At 61.1% G+C, this 17562-nt stretch carries 18 protein-coding genes; 13 read left to right on the top strand and 5 right to left on the bottom strand.

The features are described 5' to 3' along the window. Position 1: 1 nt before the first annotated feature. From nuoI to mtnK, 12 genes are all read left to right on the top strand, one after another. The gene (nuoI, locus tag BLV09_RS05205; protein ID WP_100382105.1) at positions 2-496 is read left to right on the top strand and encodes an NADH-quinone oxidoreductase subunit NuoI; all 495 of its coding nucleotides are present in this window, start codon (positions 2-4) and stop codon (positions 494-496) included. 137 nt (positions 497-633) lie between these two features. Further along, positions 634-1272: an NADH-quinone oxidoreductase subunit J gene (locus BLV09_RS05210; RefSeq protein WP_100382104.1), complete on the top strand. Its 639-nt coding sequence runs from the start codon at positions 634-636 to the stop codon at positions 1270-1272. Further along, complete coding sequence (gene nuoK / locus BLV09_RS05215) at positions 1269-1577, top strand: NADH-quinone oxidoreductase subunit NuoK (protein ID WP_100382103.1); 309 nt, start codon at positions 1269-1271, stop codon at positions 1575-1577. Before BLV09_RS05210 ends, nuoK begins: the two co-directional genes overlap by 4 nt. 7 nt (positions 1578-1584) lie before the next feature. Next, the gene (gene nuoL / locus BLV09_RS05220) at positions 1585-3684 is read left to right on the top strand and encodes an NADH-quinone oxidoreductase subunit L (protein WP_146686535.1); all 2100 of its coding nucleotides are present in this window, start codon (positions 1585-1587) and stop codon (positions 3682-3684) included. After that, complete coding sequence (locus BLV09_RS05225) at positions 3684-5192, top strand: NADH-quinone oxidoreductase subunit M (protein WP_100382101.1); 1509 nt, start codon at positions 3684-3686, stop codon at positions 5190-5192. Before nuoL ends, BLV09_RS05225 begins: the two co-directional genes overlap by 1 nt. A gap of 121 nt (positions 5193-5313) precedes the next feature. After that, positions 5314-6750, top strand: coding sequence for an NADH-quinone oxidoreductase subunit NuoN (nuoN, locus tag BLV09_RS05230; protein WP_100382100.1), 1437 nt, complete (start codon positions 5314-5316; stop codon positions 6748-6750). 101 nt (positions 6751-6851) lie between these two features. Further along, positions 6852-7664 carry a biotin--[acetyl-CoA-carboxylase] ligase gene (locus tag BLV09_RS05235; protein WP_146686536.1) on the top strand — a complete coding sequence of 271 codons (813 nt, stop codon included), beginning with the start codon at positions 6852-6854 and terminating at the stop codon, positions 7662-7664. After that, positions 7664-9334 carry a ribonuclease J gene (locus BLV09_RS05240; RefSeq protein WP_100382098.1) on the top strand — a complete coding sequence of 557 codons (1671 nt, stop codon included), beginning with the start codon at positions 7664-7666 and terminating at the stop codon, positions 9332-9334. Before BLV09_RS05235 ends, BLV09_RS05240 begins: the two co-directional genes overlap by 1 nt. 37 nt (positions 9335-9371) lie before the next feature. Next, positions 9372-9776, top strand: coding sequence for a methylmalonyl-CoA epimerase (gene mce / locus BLV09_RS05245; protein WP_146686537.1), 405 nt, complete (start codon positions 9372-9374; stop codon positions 9774-9776). A gap of 4 nt (positions 9777-9780) precedes the next feature. After that, complete coding sequence (locus tag BLV09_RS05250) at positions 9781-10056, top strand: DUF1467 family protein (RefSeq protein ID WP_146686538.1); 276 nt, start codon at positions 9781-9783, stop codon at positions 10054-10056. A 127-nt stretch (positions 10057-10183) separates the two neighbouring features. Continuing rightward, positions 10184-10531: a hypothetical protein gene (locus BLV09_RS05255; RefSeq protein WP_146686539.1), complete on the top strand. Its 348-nt coding sequence runs from the start codon at positions 10184-10186 to the stop codon at positions 10529-10531. A 35-nt stretch (positions 10532-10566) separates the two neighbouring features. Then, positions 10567-11877 (top strand): S-methyl-5-thioribose kinase, encoded by a 1311-nt coding sequence (gene mtnK / locus BLV09_RS05260; RefSeq protein ID WP_146686540.1) that lies wholly within the window; start codon positions 10567-10569, stop codon positions 11875-11877. A 39-nt stretch (positions 11878-11916) separates the two neighbouring features. On the opposite strand, the gene BLV09_RS05265 is transcribed toward mtnK, so the two are convergent. The 5 genes from BLV09_RS05265 to BLV09_RS05285 all read right to left on the bottom strand — a co-directional run bounded on the left by BLV09_RS05265 (position 11917) and on the right by BLV09_RS05285 (position 16920). Beyond that, entirely contained in the window at positions 11917-12957 is a 1041-nt protein-coding gene (locus BLV09_RS05265) for an ABC transporter permease (RefSeq protein ID WP_433994382.1), read from the bottom strand. 25 nt (positions 12958-12982) lie between these two features. Then, positions 12983-14485: a sugar ABC transporter ATP-binding protein gene (locus BLV09_RS05270; RefSeq protein WP_100382092.1), complete on the bottom strand. Its 1503-nt coding sequence runs from the start codon at positions 14483-14485 to the stop codon at positions 12983-12985. Between the two features lie 6 nt (positions 14486-14491). Further along, the gene (locus BLV09_RS05275) at positions 14492-15514 is read right to left on the bottom strand and encodes a sugar ABC transporter substrate-binding protein (protein WP_146686541.1); all 1023 of its coding nucleotides are present in this window, start codon (positions 15512-15514) and stop codon (positions 14492-14494) included. A gap of 156 nt (positions 15515-15670) precedes the next feature. Then, a complete protein-coding gene (locus BLV09_RS05280; RefSeq protein ID WP_146686542.1) occupies positions 15671-16069 on the bottom strand; it encodes a globin in 399 nt (132 codons plus the stop codon). 461 nt (positions 16070-16530) lie between these two features. Continuing rightward, positions 16531-16920 carry a COG4315 family predicted lipoprotein gene (locus BLV09_RS05285; protein ID WP_100382089.1) on the bottom strand — a complete coding sequence of 130 codons (390 nt, stop codon included), beginning with the start codon at positions 16918-16920 and terminating at the stop codon, positions 16531-16533. 188 nt (positions 16921-17108) lie between these two features. Between BLV09_RS05285 and BLV09_RS05290 the strand changes: the two genes are divergently transcribed. Beyond that, positions 17109-17486 (top strand): DUF2946 family protein, encoded by a 378-nt coding sequence (locus tag BLV09_RS05290; protein ID WP_146686543.1) that lies wholly within the window; start codon positions 17109-17111, stop codon positions 17484-17486. Positions 17487-17562: the final 76 nt, after the last annotated feature.

A 17562-nucleotide genomic window follows, 5' to 3' on the forward strand; every position in this document is an offset into this window, starting at 1 on the left:
TATGAGTGTCAACATCAACGCCACAGCCCGCTCGCTGCTGCTGTCTGAATTCGTGTCGGCGTTCTTTCTCGCCATGCGCTATTTCTTCCAGCCCAAGCCGACGCTGAACTACCCGTTCGAGAAGGGGCCGATCTCGCCGCGCTTCCGTGGCGAGCATGCGCTTCGCCGCTATCCGAACGGCGAAGAGCGCTGCATCGCCTGCAAGCTGTGCGAGGCGATCTGCCCGGCGCAGGCCATCACCATCGAGGCCGGCCCGCGCCGCAATGACGGCACCCGCCGTACCGTGCGTTACGACATCGACATGGTGAAATGCATCTATTGCGGCCTGTGCCAGGAAGCCTGTCCGGTCGACGCCATCGTCGAGGGACCAAATTTCGAATTCGCGACCGAGACCCGCGAGGAACTCTATTATGACAAGGCGAAACTGCTCGCCAACGGCGACCGCTGGGAGCGCGAGATTGCAAAAGCAATCGAACTCGACGCGCCGTACCGGTGAGGTGAGGGCATGATCGCACGCCACATCTCCACGTCATTCCGGGGCGCGCGACGCGCGAACCCGGTATCTCGCACTGTGACCTCCAGATTTCGGATTCGCGGACTGTGTCCGCGCCCCGGCATGACGGGGGATAACCGATGATCCTTCCCGCGCTGTTCTTCTATTTGTTTGCCGGCATCTGCGTTGCATCCGCCGTGATGGTGATTGTGTCGCGCAATCCCGTGCATTCCGTGCTGTATCTGATCCTGGCTTTCGTCAACGCCTCCGGCCTGTTCGTGCTGATGGGCGCCGAATTCCTGGCGATGATCCTGGTCGTGGTCTATGTCGGCGCGGTCGCCGTGCTGTTCCTGTTCGTGATCATGATGCTCGACGTCGATTTCACCGAACTGCGCGAAGGCTTCAGCGAATATTTGCCGATCGGGCTCGTGATCGGCGGGATATTTCTGGCGGAACTGCTGCTGGTCGGAGGCGGCTGGGTGATCAATCCCGGTGTCGCCAAATCCATCACGTCGGCGATCCCGGCCAATGTCAGCAATACCGAGGCGCTCGGGCTCGTCCTCTACACCAAATACATTCACTATTTCCAGATCGCAGGCATGGTGCTGCTGGTTGCGATGATCGGCGCCATCGTGCTGACGCTGCGCCACAAGGCCAGCGTCAAGCGGCAGGATATCAATGTGCAGAACGCGCGGACGCCGGAACTCGCGATGAGCATCCGCAAGGTCGCGTCGGGGCAGGGCCTGCAGGAAACGGACGCGGCGGAGTGGGTGCAATGACGGTCGGTCTTGGACATTACCTCGCCGTCGGCGCCATCCTGTTCACGCTTGGAATTCTCGGCATTTTCCTCAACCGCAAGAACATCATCGTCATCCTGATGTCGATCGAGCTGATCCTGCTGGCGGTCAATATCAACCTGGTGGCGTTCTCGACGTTCATCGGCGATATCGTCGGCCAGGTGTTCGCGCTGCTGGTGCTGACGGTGGCCGCGGCCGAAGCTGCGATCGGTCTCGCGGTGCTGGTGGTGTACTACCGCAACCGCGGTTCGATCGCGGTTGAAGACGTCAATCTGATGAAGGGCTAACCCGATCATGGTTCAGGCAATCGTCTTTCTGCCGCTGATCGGCGCTGTGCTAGCGGGGCTGATCGCGATCTTCGGTGCGCATGCGCGCAATCCGAGCGGCGACGTGGTCGAGCATCACGACGACGGGCACGCGCACGGCGCGGTGCCGGTCAATGAGGATGCAGGCGTTATCCATGCCACGACCCATGAACCCGACGCGCATGATGATCACGGCCACGACGACCATCATGCCGTCGAGCCGCCGGCCCAGGGATCGCGCGCGGCGGAGCTAATCACGACGGGCTTGTTGATCGTTTCAGCCGTACTGTCCTGGATCACCTTTTTCGACGTCGGATTCATGCATCACGACGTGCGGATCGCGCTGTTCCAGTGGATCAACTCGGGCGACCTTCAGGTCGCATGGTCGCTGCGGGTCGATACGCTGACGGCGGTGATGCTGGTGGTGGTGACCACCGTGTCGTCGCTCGTCCACCTCTATTCGATCGGCTACATGGACGAGGATCCGAACCGGCCGCGGTTCTTCGGCTATCTTTCGCTGTTCACCTTCGCGATGCTGATGCTGGTGACATCGGACAATCTGGTGCAGCTGTTCTTCGGCTGGGAAGGCGTCGGTCTCGCGAGCTATCTCCTGATCGGCTTCTGGTACCAGAAGCCGTCGGCGAACGCGGCGGCGATCAAGGCCTTCGTGGTCAACCGCGTTGGCGACTTCGGTTTTGCGCTCGGCATTTTCGCGATCTTTGCGCTGATTGGCTCGACCGACTTCGAAACCATCTTTGCGGGCGCACCGGGGTTGACCGGCAAGACCATCGATTTCTTCGGCTGGCATGCCGATGCGCTGACGCTGACCTGCGTGCTCTTGTTCATGGGTGCGATGGGCAAATCGGCCCAGTTCCTGCTGCACACCTGGTTGCCGGACGCCATGGAAGGCCCGACGCCGGTCTCGGCGTTGATCCACGCCGCGACCATGGTCACGGCCGGTGTGTTCATGGTGGCGCGGCTGTCGCCGTTGTTTGAGCTGTCGCCGAATGCGCAGGCCGTGGTGATGTTCTTCGGCGCGACCACCGCTTTCTTCGCGGCGACCATCGGCCTCGTGCAAAACGACATCAAGCGCATCGTGGCCTATTCGACCTGTTCGCAGCTCGGCTACATGTTCGTGGCGATGGGCGCGGGGGCTTATTCCGTCGGCATGTTCCATCTGTTCACGCACGCCTTCTTCAAGGCGCTGCTGTTCCTGGGCTCCGGCTCGGTGATCTATGCGATGCATCACGAGCAGGACATCCGCAAGATGGGCGGCCTCTGGCGCAAGATTCCCTACACATTTACGGTGATGTGCATCGGCACGCTGGCGCTGACGGGTTTCCCGCTGTTTGCAGGCTACTTCTCCAAGGACGCGATCATCGAATCTGCCTATGCGTCGCATAATCCATTCTCGACCTACGCGTATCTGTTGACCGTCGGGGCCGCGGGTCTCACCTCGTTCTACTCCTGGCGTTTGATCTTCAAGACCTTCTTCGGAGAGCCGCACGATCGGGAGCATTACGAGGCGGCGCATGAAAGCCCGATCTGGATGTTGATCCCGATCGGCGTTCTGGCAGCCGGTTCGATCCTGGCGGGTTTCCCGTTCAAGGAATTGTTCGTCGGCCATGGCGCCGAGGAGTTCTTCCGGGATTCGCTCAAGATGAACCCGCAGATCTTCGAGGACATGGAGCATATGCCGCGTCTGCTCGGATTCATGCCCTTTATCATGATGGTGCTGGGTCTGGCGGTCGCCTACCTCTTCTATATCCGCCGGCCTTATTTGCCGGAGGAGCTCGCGAGCCAACAACCGATGCTCTACCAGTTCCTGCTCAACAAATGGTATTTCGACGAACTGTACGATCTGATCTTCGTCCGCCCGGCGAAACGGATTGGACGCTTCCTGTGGAAGTTCGGCGACGGCTATATCATCGACGGTTTCGGTCCCGATGGGGTCTCGGCGTGGGTGCTTGACGTTACCCGCAACGTCGTGAAGCTGCAGACCGGCTATCTCTATCACTACGCCTTCGCGATGCTGATCGGCGTCGCCGGCTTGATCACCTGGTTCATGTTCGGCGTGGGAGGCCAGTGATGACTACCTGGCCCATTCTCTCCGTCGTCACCTTCCTGCCCACGGTCGGCGCGCTCCTGATTTACGTGCTGGCGCGCGGCAACGACGAGGCCGCAGCCCGAAACGCGCGCTGGATCGCGTTATGGTCGACGATCGTGACCTTCGCCGTGTCGCTCATTCTGGTGATGCGTTTCGACCCGGCGCAAGCGGACTTCCAGTTCGTCGAAAAGGCGCCATGGCTCGCCAACGCCATCACCTATCACATGGGCGTCGATGGAATTTCGTTGCCGTTCTTGATCCTGACCACTGCCTTGATGCCGTTCTGCATCGTTGCGAGCTGGAAATCGGTGACGATGCGGGTGCGCGAATACATGATGGCGTTTCTGATCCTGGAAACGCTGATGGTCGGCACCTTCTCCGCGCTCGACCTTGTGCTGTTCTATTTGTTCTTCGAAGGCGGCCTGATCCCGATGTTCCTGATCATTGGGGTGTGGGGCGGACCGCGCCGGGTCTATGCCAGCTTCAAGTTCTTCCTCTACACGTTTCTTGGCTCGGTCTTGATGCTGCTGGCGATCATGGCGCTGTACTGGAACGCCGGCACCACGGACATTCCGGCGCTGATGCACACCGCCGTGCCGCGGAGCTTGCAGACCTGGGCGTGGCTCGCGTTCTTTGCTTCCTTCGCGGTGAAGATGCCGATGTGGCCGGTTCATACCTGGCTGCCGGACGCGCATGTCGAGGCGCCGACCGCGGGCTCGGTGATCCTTGCTGCGATCCTGCTGAAAATGGGTGGCTACGGTTTCCTGCGGTTCTCGCTGCCGATGTTCCCGCTGGCCTCGCATTACTTTGCGCCGCTGATCTTCTCGCTCTCGACCATCGCCATCATCTACACCTCGCTGGTGGCGCTGATGCAGGAGGATATGAAGAAGCTGATCGCGTATTCGTCGGTCGCCCATATGGGCTTCGTCACGATGGGTATTTTTGCAGGCACCATGCAGGGTGTCGCCGGCGGCGTGTTCCAGATGATCTCGCATGGCATCGTGTCGGGCGCGCTGTTCCTCTGTGTCGGCATCGTCTACGACCGCATGCATACCCGCGAAATCGCCGCCTATGGCGGATTGGTCAATCGCATGCCGCTCTATGCGCTGGTGTTCATGGTGTTCACAATGGCCAATGTCGGCTTGCCCGGCACGTCAGGCTTCGTCGGTGAATTCATGACGCTGCTCGGCACCTTCAAGGTGTCGCTGCCGACGGCATTCTTCGCCACCACGGGCGTGATCCTGTCGGCGGCCTACGCGCTGTGGCTTTATCGCAAGGTGGTGTTCGGCGCGCTGGTGAAGCCGTCGCTGGCCACCATCAAGGACCTCACGTTCCGTGAATGCCTGACGCTGATGCCGCTGGTGGCGCTCACCATCCTATTCGGCGTTTATCCGAAGCCGGTGCTCGACATGTCGGCGGCGTCCGTGCAGCAACTCGTTACCAATTACAGCCACGCGCTGACGACGCAGGCCGCCGCGCTGCTGCAGTGAGTTCAAAGCGTTTTCGAGCGAACTGGAAGCCGGTTCGCGTGAAGAAAACGCGTCAAACTAAGAGGAGAGAGCCTCGGGGCTGATTTGGATCAGAACCGGGGCTCAAGATCGGGATAACGCCATGGGCTTTGAGAGTGCAGGTTATCAGTTGCTGCCGGTATTGCCGGAGCTGGTGCTCGCCGCCGGCGCCATGGCACTGCTGATGATCGGGGCCTATCGGGGCCAGCAGGCGACAAGCCTGATCACCGGCCTTGCGATTTGCCTCCTGGTTGCCACCGGCGTGCTGGAGTTGGCGCTGCCGGCCGGAAAGCTCACCACCTTCGGCGGCAGCTTCATTGTCGACAGCTTTGCCCGCTTCCTGAAAATCCTGGCGCTGATAGGTTCGGCAGCAACGCTGCTCCTGTCGTTGGAATTTCTCGCCGATCCGTCGCGGCGCATCTTCGAATATTCCATTCTCGTGCTGCTCTCGACGCTTGGCATGATGGTGCTGATCTCGGCCGGCGATTTGATCATGCTCTATCTCGGGCTCGAGTTGATGAGCCTTGCGCTTTACGTGGTCGCGGCGAGTAACCGCGACAATGCCAAATCGACCGAAGCCGGCCTGAAGTATTTCGTGCTCGGTGCGCTGTCGTCGGGCATGCTGCTGTACGGCGCCTCGCTGATTTACGGCTTCACCGGTACGGTTAGCTTCGCCGGTATCGCGGCGGTCACAAAGACCGGCAGCATCGGCATCGTGTTCGGCCTGGTGTTCCTGCTCGCGGGACTTTGCTTCAAGGTGTCGGCGGTGCCGTTCCACATGTGGACGCCCGACGTCTATGAGGGCGCGCCGACGCCGGTAACGGCCTTCTTTGCGTCCGCGCCGAAGGTTGCCGCGCTTGCGGTGTTCACCCGCGTGACGCTCACGGCATTTCCCGGCATCGTCCCGCAATGGCAGCAGATCGTGGTGTTCGTCTCGATCGCCTCGATGGCGCTGGGATCGTTCGCGGCCATTGGACAAAAGAACATCAAGCGGCTGATGGCCTATTCGTCGATCGGTCATATGGGTTTCGCGCTGGTCGGCCTTGCGGCGGGAACAGCCGAGGGTGCGCAGGGCGTGCTGGTCTATATCGCGATCTATGTGGCGATGACACTCGGCACGTTCGCGGTGATCCTGACCATGAAGCGAAACGGCCAGCATGTTGAAAACATTAGCGACTTTGCGGGGTTGTCGCGCACCAATCCGCTCGTCGCTTTCATGTTTGCGATGCTGCTGTTTTCGCTGGCGGGCGTTCCGCCGCTGGCGGGCTTCTTCGGAAAGTTCTATGTGTTCGTCGCGGCGATCAAGGCGGGGCTGTTCACGCTCTCCGTTATCGGCGTCCTCACCAGCGTGGTCGGTGCATTTTACTATCTCAGCATCGTCAAGGTGATGTATTTCGACGAGCCGCTTGCCAAGCTCGATCCGATCCGCGTGGAATTGCGCACGGTGCTGGCGGTCGCAGGCCTCTTCAATCTGTTTTTCTTCGTTTATCCCGGACCGCTGGTGAGCGCGGCGACGGTCGCAGCGAAATCGCTTTTTTAGGGCGTGATCCCGAAAGTGGGTCCCGGTTCTCGGAGAAGATCATGCCTAAACAAAAACATCGGCTCCCAAATGGCTTTTAGCAAAGCCGGATTCGCCTTGAGATGACATTCTCGCTCGGTCCGCGAGCTACATCGGCGGGTTACCGGCTCGCCGCCTTCGACCAGATCGGCTCGACCAATGCGGAAGCCATGGCGCTTGCGCGCGACGGCGTGCTTGGTCCGATGTGGTTCGTGACGTCGGAGCAGACGGCCGGCCGCGGCCGGCGCAACCGTTCCTGGATCGCGCCGCGCGGTAATCTCGCCGGCAGCATCCTGGAAATGATCGACGTATCGCCCGCGGTGGCCGCGACCTTGGGCTTTGCCGCCGGGCTTGCACTTGAGACGGCGTTGCAACGGGTCAGCGTCGAGGCTTCATTGAGATCAGCCGGATCGGACCAGCTGAAGTTCTCGTTGAAGTGGCCCAATGACGTTCTTGCGGGAAAGCAGAAGCTTGCCGGCATCCTGCTGGAAGCCGAGGCGGTGGCCGGCAACAGACTGGCAGTGGTGGTGGGCATCGGCACCAACGTCGTTGCCGCGCCGGAGGGTACGCCAACGCCCGCGACTTCGCTGGCTGCACTCGGCGTCCAGATTGGCGCAGAGGAGTTGTTCGCCGTGCTGTCGGATGCCTGGGTGGAGTTTCGCGGCATCTGGGACGATGGCCGCGGCTTTGATGCGATCCGAAAACTCTGGTTGCAGCGCGCGGCCGGGCTTGGCGAAAGGGTCGCGATCCAGACCGGCGGTTCGCCGCTGGAGGGCACATTTGAGACGCTGGATGAGAGCGGCTGCATGATCGTCAGGACATCGGACGGCAGGCTTGTGCCAGTCGCCGCCGGTGACGTCTATTTCGGCTCAGCGGCCTCTGTGGGAGCAACTTGATGGCGCGGCCTGATGAGCTGACCTTCGCGCCGCTTGGTGGCGTTGGCGAGATCGGCATGAACCTGTCGATTTACGGCCTCGGCAATCGCCATCAGGGCTCGTGGCTCGCGGTCGATCTCGGGGTGTCGTTTGGCGATGAGGAGCATCTGCCCGGCATCGATCTCATCATGCCCGACATCAGTTTCCTCGAGAAACAACGCAAGAACCTGGTCGGCCTGGTGCTGACGCACGCCCACGAAGACCATTTTGGCGCCATCATCGACCTGTGGCCGAGGCTGCAATGCCCCATTTATGCAACCAAGTTCAGTGCCGCTTTGTTCGAGGCCAAATGCGCGGCCGAGCGTAATCCGCCGAAGATTCCGGTCACTGTGGTGCCATCCGGCGGCCGCATCGACCTTGGCCCGTTCAATGTCGAATTCATTCCGGTTGCGCATTCGATTCCGGAGTCCCATGCGCTGGCGATCCACACCGAAGCCGGTACCGTGCTGCACACCGGCGACTGGAAAATCGATCCGACGCCGATCATCGGCCCGCCGACCGACGAACGGCGATTGCGCGAGCTCGGCGACGCCGGCGTGCTGGCGCTGGTCGGCGACTCCACCAACGCCGTGCGGGAAGGGCGCTCGCCGTCGGAGGCCGAAGTCGCCAAAACCATCGCTGAACTCGTCAAGGCTGCGAAAGGCCGCGTCGCCGTGACCACGTTTGCCTCCAACGTCGCGCGGCTGCGCGCAGTTGCGGACGCGGCGCGCCTTGCGGGCCGGGAGGTGGTGGTGGTCGGCCGAGCCATGGAGCGCGTGGTGCAGGTGGCGCGCGAGACCGGTCATCTCGACGGCGTGCAGAATTTCCGCGGGGCGGATCTGTACGGTCATTTTCCGCCGGACAAGGTGCTGGCGCTCTGCACCGGAAGCCAGGGCGAACCGCGCGCGGCGCTGGCGCGCATCGCCAATGACGATCATCCGGAAGTGACGCTGAACAAGGGCGATTGCGTGATCTTCTCCTCGCGCACCATCCCGGGCAATGAGAAGGCGGTAGGCGGCATCATCAACGGCCTGGTCAGTCAGGGTATCGAGGTCATCACCGACCGCACCCATCTCGTTCATGTCTCGGGTCACCCGCGACGCGACGAGTTGCGTGACATGATTTCATGGGTCCGGCCCCAGCTCTTGATCCCGGTTCATGGCGAGGCGCTGCATCTGTCCGAACATGCGCGCCTGGCGCGCGCGGCCGGCGTGCCGAAGGTCCTGATCTGCCGCAACGGCGATCTGATCAAGCTGGGGCCGGGCGAGCCCGGCATCATCGATCAATTACCATCGGGACGGCTCTACAAGGACGGCTCGATCCTCGAGGATTCCAAGTCGCGCGCGGTGGTCGAACGGCGGCGGATGGGATTTGCCGGCTGTGTCTTCGTGGCGATCGCCATGACCGAAAAGGGCGAACTCGTCGACGATCCAGAGGTTGATCTCGTCGGCATACCCGAGAAGAATATGGCCGGCGAGCCGCTCGACGACATCGTTTTCGACGCGGTGGTGTCGACCGTCGAAGGGCTGCCGCGAGCGCGCCGGCGCGATCCCGACGCAACGGCGGAGTCGGTGCGCCGCGCAGTGCGCGCGACGTTGAACGAGCAGTGGGGCAAGAAGCCGCTCTGCCTCGTTCATGTTTTGAAGGTGTGACGCAGAACACGCGCCAACGATAAAGTGGAGGAGTGTCATGCTGGGCCGGCTCAATCATGTAGCGATCGCGGTCAAGGACGCCGAGAAAGCCGCCAGGATCTACGGCGCGACGTTCGGCGCCGATATTTCCGAGGCGGTGCCGCTGCCGGAGCACGGGGTCATTACTGTGTTTGTGACGCTGCCCAATACCAAGATCGAATTCATCCAGCCGCTCGGCGAATCCTCGCCGATCGCCAAATTCCTCGAACGCAATCCCGACGGTGGCATCCACCACATCTGCTATGATGTGCCCGATATCATCGCGGCGCGCGATAGGCTAATCAAGGAGGGCGCGCGGGTGCTCGGCGACGGCGTGCCCAGGATCGGCGCTCACGGCAAGCCGGTGCTGTTTCTGCACCCGAAAGATTTTTCCGGCGCACTCGTCGAAATCGAACAGGCCTGAGCCCATGGTCTATACAATCTCGACCGCATTCGCGATCTACTTCGTCGTATGGTGGATCGTGCTGTTTCTGACATTGCCGTTCGGCGTGCGCAGCCAGCATGAGGATGGCGAGGGCGCCCCCGGCACCGATCCCGGCGCGCCCGTTGCGACGCTGATGGGCCGCAAGCTGATCTGGACCACGATAATCTCGGCGGTGTTTTTCGCCGCCGCGTGGCTTGCTTATGATGCAGGGTATTTGAACGTCGACCGGCTTTCGCGACTGATGGGGATGCCGTTCTAGAGCTTCGGTTCGGATTGAACCGAGGCTCTATCCTTTATTTTGACGCGTTTTCTTTACGCGAACCGGTACCCACTTTGCTCGAAAACACTATAATTACCGCAATTCTTTTGCGCCCGGGGGAAGCGAAATGACTTTTCAAAGAACCATTGTCGGACTGCTGGTCGTGATTGTCGCAGGCCTCGGCGCGGCGTTTTACGTGGAATGGAAAATAGCGACGGAGCTCCGCACCGTGAAAACCTTCGTCGAAGGCCACGTCTTCGCGGAAGCGGTCGCGGCCTGTGAAAAGGCAGAGAGTTCGACGCCGTTCAAATGGAATACCGGCAAGAACACCTCCGTCATCGGATTGAATTCGGTCAAGCTCGACAAGTACACGGTGATTGCGAGCTATACGCTGGTCGCCGATGGCGTCTATTGCGACTACGATCCGATCAAGAAGAAGGCCGATATCGGCTCGAATTTCCTCGAGCGGGAGTGAGATCGCAAGTCCCGCTAAAGCACCGGACGCAGCGAATGAATTCACAGCAGCGACCATTGGGCGCCCTCGGACAGGACGAATACCGAATTCTCCGCGACACAGACCTGCGAGACTACCTTGCAGAACTCCCTGAGGTCGCCGCCCTCCTGGGTGGATCGCCCGGAGGTTGGTCGATCAGCGAGGTCGGTGACGGCAACCTCAACCTCGTGTTCATCGTAAGAGGAACGAAAGGCGGAATTGCCGTCAAGCAGGCGCTTCCCTATGTGCGTCTGGTCGGCGAGAGCTGGCCGCTACCGTTGTCGCGCTCGCACTACGAGCATCTGGCGCTTGTGCATCAGGCCCGTTTGGCGCCCGGTCTGGTACCGGCCGTGCTTCACCACAATGAAGCTCTCGCCCTGATCGCCATGGAGCTGCTTGAACCCCACATTATCATGCGCAAGGGGCTTGTCTCCGGGACCTGTTATCCGCACTTCGTCGATCACATGACGACCTTTCTGGCGCGCACGCTGTTCCTCAGTTCCGACCTGGCAGTTCCGGCCGCGCAGAAGAAGGAAGGCATCGCGGCATTTTCAGGAAACCACGCGCTGTGCAAGATCACCGAGGATCTGATCTTCACGGACCCTTATTTCCAGGCCGAGCAGAACCGCTGGACTTCGCCCTGGCTCGATGCGACCGCAGCCCACTTCCGCGAAGATCTCGACCTGCATGTCGCGGTCTCCCGTCTCAAGCTCAAGTTCTTGGCTTCTCCTGAAGCGCTTGTTCACGGTGATCTCCACACCGGATCGATCATGGTGACGGAAAACGAGACGCGAGTGATCGATCCTGAGTTTGCGTTCTACGGCCCGATGGGATTTGATCTCGGCGCGGTCATCGGCAATCTCATCATGAGCTATCTGGCTTCGGCCGGCCACGAGCGCGCACCGGGCGAACGGCGCTCGTTCGAGGCATGGGTGCTGGAAACGATCGAAAACGTGTGGGCGGAGTTTTCCCGAAAATTCGTTGGGCTTTGGCGTGACGAGGCCAATGGTGATGCGTATGCTGCAACGCTGTTCTCCGGCGAGGCCGGCGCGGCGCGGCTGGAGGCCGAACGACGGGCCTACATGGACAGATTGTTCCAGGATATGGTGGGATTTTCGGCCGCGAAGATCATCCGCCGCATCCTTGGCCTGGCGCACAATATTGATTTCGAGTGGATCGAAGATCCGCGGCTTCGGGCAATCTGCGAGGCACGAAGCTTGCGTCTCGCGCGTGCGATGATGGTAGACGCGCCGTCCTTTCGCACGATCGGCGCGGTGACGAAGGCGGCGCGCGAGGTGCGCGATTGGCAACCGGACCTCGACAGGTGAGGGGACGCAACTATTCGAGGGGCTGATTCAACCGTAGCCTCATTCGACTGTCCTGGCCCGAAACCTCTGCGCATAGACGTTGATGACCAGCGCCGCCAGCAGGATGAGGCCGCGGATCAATATCTTCAGGAAGCTATCGATGTTGACGTGATCAAGCCCATTGTTGAGGACGCCGAGTACGAACAGGCCGACAATGGTATTGCCGATGCCGCCACGCCCGCCGAAAAGGCTGGTGCCACCGACCACCACGGCAGCGATCGAGTCGAGCAGATAGGTGTCGAATTCGTTCTGCTGGGCGCTGCCGAAATGAGCGACACCCAGCATGCCGCCGATGCCCGAGCAGACCGCTGAGATGACCATGACGCTGCCGAGGATCAGATTGACGTTGAGCCCGGAATATTCTGCTGCCTCGCGGTTGCCGCCGACCATGTAAACGTAGCGGCCGAAGCGGGTATAGGTCAGCACAAGATGGCCGGCGAGCAGCATCAGCGCAGCAACGATCACGATCCAGGGCACGCCGCCGATCGACGACGATCCGAGCGTTGTCACGACGTCCGGCACCTTGTAGGCGATCTGCCCGCGCACCAGCAGCGCCGATATGCCGGCTGCGATCTGCATCATCGCGAGCGTCATGATGAAGGACGGAATGCCGATGATGGTCAGTCCGAGCGCATTGACGAGACCGAGCAGCGCGCAGAGCGTCAGCGCCAGCAGGATCGCGGCCCACCCGGCCATCGGGATGTTGGCGATGTTCACGTAGGCTTCCTGCTGGGTGAAATAGGCGACCGCTATGCCGGTGACGTTGGCGATGCTCGCGATCGACAAATCGATCTCGGCGCAGAGGATCACGAAGGTGAGGCCGACGGCGATGATGCCCGTGACCGAAACCTGGGTCAGAATGTTGCCGACATTGTCGAGCGTCGCAAAAGAAGGGCTCGCGGCGGCGAAGAAGCCGCTCAGGCAGATCAGCGTCAGGAACGGCGCGATATTGCGCATCTGGGAGCGCAGGAACACGCCGAGGCCGCGCGGGCGCTTGCGGTCCGCCGCCGGGACTGCCGTGCCTTCGCTGGTCACCATCATGCGTCTCCACGTCAAAACAAATAGTCTAGGCCGCTTCCAGCAGGCGGTCCTTGCTGACCACTTCGCCCGCGAATTCACGCACCACCGCGCCACGTTTCAGCACCAGGATGCGATCGGCCAGCGACAGCACCGTCTCCGGTTCGGTCGACAGCACGATGATGGCCAGCCCCTTGGCGCGGAGGTCGCGGATGATGTGGATGACGTCGTTCTTGGCGCCGACATCCATGCCGCGCGTCGGTTCGCACAGCACCAGGAGACGCGGCGGATAGGTCAGCCATTTCGCAAGCGCCACTTTCTGTTGATTGCCGCCGGACAGCATGCCGAGATCGAGACCGACGACCGGCGGCCTGATCTGCAATTGTTCGACCTGCCGCGTAGCGATCGACCGCTCCCGCGACGGCTTGAGCCAGAGGGCGGAAATGCGGTCAAGGATACTGATCGAGATGTTTTTGTAGACCGGCTCCTGGTGGAACAGCATGGCGCGGCGGCTTTCGGGAACAAAGGCGATACCGGCCCGCCGGGCCGCAGCCGTGCTGTGGAAGGCCTTCTGGTTGCCGTCCACCAGCAGCGCGCCGCCGTCGGGTTTGATCTTGCCGAACAGTATCCGCGCCAGTTCGAGCTGCCCGCATCCCATGAAACCATAGATGCCGAGTACTTCACCGGCACGCGCCTCGAACGAAATGTCCTGCAGGCTGCGGGCGAGCGAGAGCTTGTCGGCCTTCAAGACCGCCGGACGATCGCCCGGCGGCGGCAGCGTGATATCGTCTGAATAGGTCTCTTCCAGCGCCTCGCCACCCTTGCCGATCATCGCTTCGATCAGGCTGGCCTTGCTGGTCGCAGTGGCCGCCGCCTCGGCGACCTTCCTTCCGTTACGGAACACCGTCACCGTGTCCGAGACGCGCAGGATATCCTCGATGAAATGGGAGATGAAGACAATGCCGGTGCCCTCGTCCCGCAGCCGTCGCAAGGTCGAAAACAGGCGCTCCACCTCCGGCGGCGAGAGAGCCGAGGTCGGCTCGTCGAGGATGATGATGCGCGCCCCGGAGAACAGGACGCGGACAATCTCGATCAATTGTTGCAGGCCAATCGGCAGGTCGCCGAGCCGCGCAAGCGGATCCACGTCGATGCCGAATTTGGCGAGTTGCTCGCCGGCTTCGCGCGCCATGCGCCGCCATTGCACGAGACCCAGGCGATTGGTCGGCTGCGCGCCAAGAAACACGTTCTCAGCCACCGACAGATCGGGCGCCACGCTGAGCTCCTGATGCACCATGGCGATGCCCGCCGCACGCGCGTCACGCACCGATCGAAAGCGGGTCTCCCGGCCATCCAGCATGAAACGGCCAGAGAATTCCGCATGCACGCCGGCGATGATCTTCATCAGCGTGCTCTTGCCGGCCCCGTTCTCGCCGACAAGACCATGGATCTCGCCGGCCGAGAGCGCGAAGTCGACCCCCCGGAGCGCCTCGACGCCGCCGAAGGCCTTCGTGATTTGCTCCAGTTCGAGGATGGGTGAGCGGCCTTGCGGCATAACAGCTCAGATCAGGAAGTGATCCTCCATCCACTGCATGCCTGGCGCGTTGGCCTTGGTCACGACCGGACCGTCCGTCACGACGCTTTTCGGGATGCCCTGTCCGCTCTTTTCACCCGCGGTCACGGCGGCGACGCCGGCGACGATGGCGCCGCCATGGATGCGGCACGAAGGATTGCGCACGGTCGCGAACATGCGGCCTTCGCTCACCGCCTGGATCGCCGGCGGCATGGCGTCGACCCCGCCGATCAGGATGTTGGTGCGATTATGCGCCTTCATGATGTTGTAGGCGGCGAGCGCCATGTCGTCATTATGGAAGAAGGCCGCGTCGATCTGCGGGTATTTGGTGAGATAGGTCTCCCATAGCCGTGCCGTCTTCGACACGTCCCAATCCGCCGGCTGGGTATCGAGTACCTCGATGTTCGGGAACTGCTTGACGACCGTGTTGAAGCCCTTGGCGCGACCTTGCGCACCGGTGTGGCCGAGCGCGCCTTGCGTCATGATGACCTTGCCCTTGCCGCCGATGGCATTGACGAGCGCCTGCGTGACCGAGGCGCCCATGAACTCATTGTCGGGCGCGAGAAACGAGTGAACGTTGATCTGGTCAAGCGGCGCGATCAACGTATCCATGTCGATGACGGGGGTGCCGGCATCGATCATCTTCTGCACCGGCTGGGTCAGCGTGCCGATGCCGAACGCCTGGATGGCGACGAAGTCCCATTTCTGCGAGGCCATGTTGTCGATCGCGGCACGCTGTTTGACGGCATCGAGCCGGCCGTCGAACCAGGTGACCTCGACGTTGAACAACTTGCCCCACCATTCGGCTGCCTGCTTGCCTTGGGCACACCAGGTAGCCTGCAGGCCCGCGTTGGAAAACGCCGCCTTCAGCGGTTTCTCTGAACGTCCCATTTCCGCTGCTAACGCGGGGCTCACGCCCAAGCCGCCAATCAAGGCGGTTGCCGCGCCTGCGGTCGCCACGGCCTGAAGAAGATCGCGCCTTGTCGTTGAGGATTTGTCAGTCCCGGACATCGCTCGCTCCCATGTTTTAATGTTTTCACCGACGGCGTCATTGCACGCGCCGCGGAAGAAGGAAGTGTCTCACAATCGGGACGCTCGCGCCACCTGCTGCATCTTGGGATAGAGGATTTGGTATCGATCCTTCACCGCAACGCAAAACGATCCTGTTCAGGCTTCGCTTGCAGCGACGATACCTTCGATCTTTTGCAGCAGTTCCTGCCAGGCGTTCTCGATCTCGGCCGACCAGTCGGCTCCAAGCACCCCGCGCAGGGCGTTCGCGATCACGCCAAAGGACGCGACGAACAGTTCGCGTGGCGTGCCGTAGGCGTCATGCGACGATACCTCGCATTCGATCAGGCGGAAGTTGCCGCTGCGCTCGCCGGCAAAATCGAGGATGGCGTCGATGGTCAGCGCGAGCATTGAACCTTTGACGAGATCGCTGCCCTCGCTCCGGAAGATCGCTTCGGCTTCGGGGTGTTCGCGAAACAGCCGGCGGTAGACCCGCGGGGTCAGATTCTCGCACCGTTCGGCGGCAAGTTCGAAGCTGCGCTGAATCGGATTGGTCATGTCGAGACGCGAAAATCTTTGCGCGATTTTTTGCGAGAATCTTTGAAAACATCTCGAAAAAAAGAGCAGGGCGCGGGCCCTGCTCTAAAAATTGTGTCGACCCTATTTCCCCGAAAATTAGATTTGATCTTGATTGGCGGGGCGACGCTGCTTGTGCGCGTCAGGGCTCCTCCCGAGACTTGGACCACCAGACTTCAACCTTGCGGCTAGCCTGAGCCCGTATTGGTAGACCATCTTTTTTGCCTTGTCATCAATTTCAGCAACGATTGTTCAAAATTCGAGCAAATTGCGAAATGATTGGTATTTGGCCACTTCGGGTTGTGTTTACCGTAACGATCGTCTTTTCGGGTAAAAGGGTAGGGGTACGGGAAGGCAGGAAGTTGGGTCCATGCAATGCTTGTCGGGGCCTGTGCGCGATCTCGACAGGTGTGAGTAAGGCAATCCCGCACCTGCTTGGCGGGTCAGGGTTTGGCGATATGCCACACGCCATTGTTAAAACCGTCGCCGGTCGTGTCGCCGGGGGCGCTGTCCTTTTTCCAAGCGTAGAGCGGCTTGCCTTTATAGGCCCACATCATCTTGCCGTCGTCACGCGTGACAACAGTCCAGTCGCCCATCGCCTTGGCGTCGGCACCGGCCATCAAAGGCGGCCAGTTATCCGCGCACGGGCCATTGCACATCGACTTTCCACTGGCATCCTTGTCGAAGGTGTAGAGGGTCATACCCTTGCTATCCACCAACGCTTTGCCTTTAGGCGTGTCTGCGATTTTGGCCGGGGTCATCTGCGCAAATGCCAGCGAGCTGGTACAAACAAAGACTGTCGCGGCGAGCGCGGCGAACGTTCTTGACGTCATGACAGTATCCCTTCCTCGTTGTTCGGTAGACGTATCAGCAACAAGAACTCCGACAACACAGACTTATTCCGTGAGGCTCAGCCGGCAGTAAGATTCCTGACAAATGCACCTATCGACGCTACGCCGCAGGTAATCTCGACAAGGGTTGATGCGGGTGATAGGACAGCGAAAGCGCTCTGGGGAAGATCATGCGTCGGCGGCTGGAGATACTTATTCCAATCGTTTTGTTGGCGGTTCTGGTGCAGTTATTTGCACCAATCGCGGCATTTCGCGCGTTCGCTTTCGCCGCCAATGACCCCCTCTATATGTCGACGATCTGTTCTGACATGTCTGCCTCTGCGGACACTCAGACCGCCCCTGCCAAGACGCAGCATGAGCACGGAGATTGCTGTGCCTTTTGCGCTGCCGGCCATGGCGGCGCGGTTGCCGTCAATCCGCCCCCGCTTATTTTTGTAAGCCTGCAACGCGAATACCAACGCGTTTCCTGGCTGGAAGCCGCGGAGAGGATGCCGACCATTCGCGTCGGTTCCAATTCCCAGGCCCGCGCCCCACCGTCGTTTTCCTGACCCAGCGAACACCCGAACGGTTGGTGCGGCCGCTGCCGCGCCGATTGGTGCAGTTCAACAAGCTGGCGATAATGCC

Source organism: Bradyrhizobium canariense (assembly GCF_900105125.1).
Classification (GTDB): Bacteria; Pseudomonadota; Alphaproteobacteria; order Rhizobiales; family Xanthobacteraceae; genus Bradyrhizobium; species Bradyrhizobium canariense_A.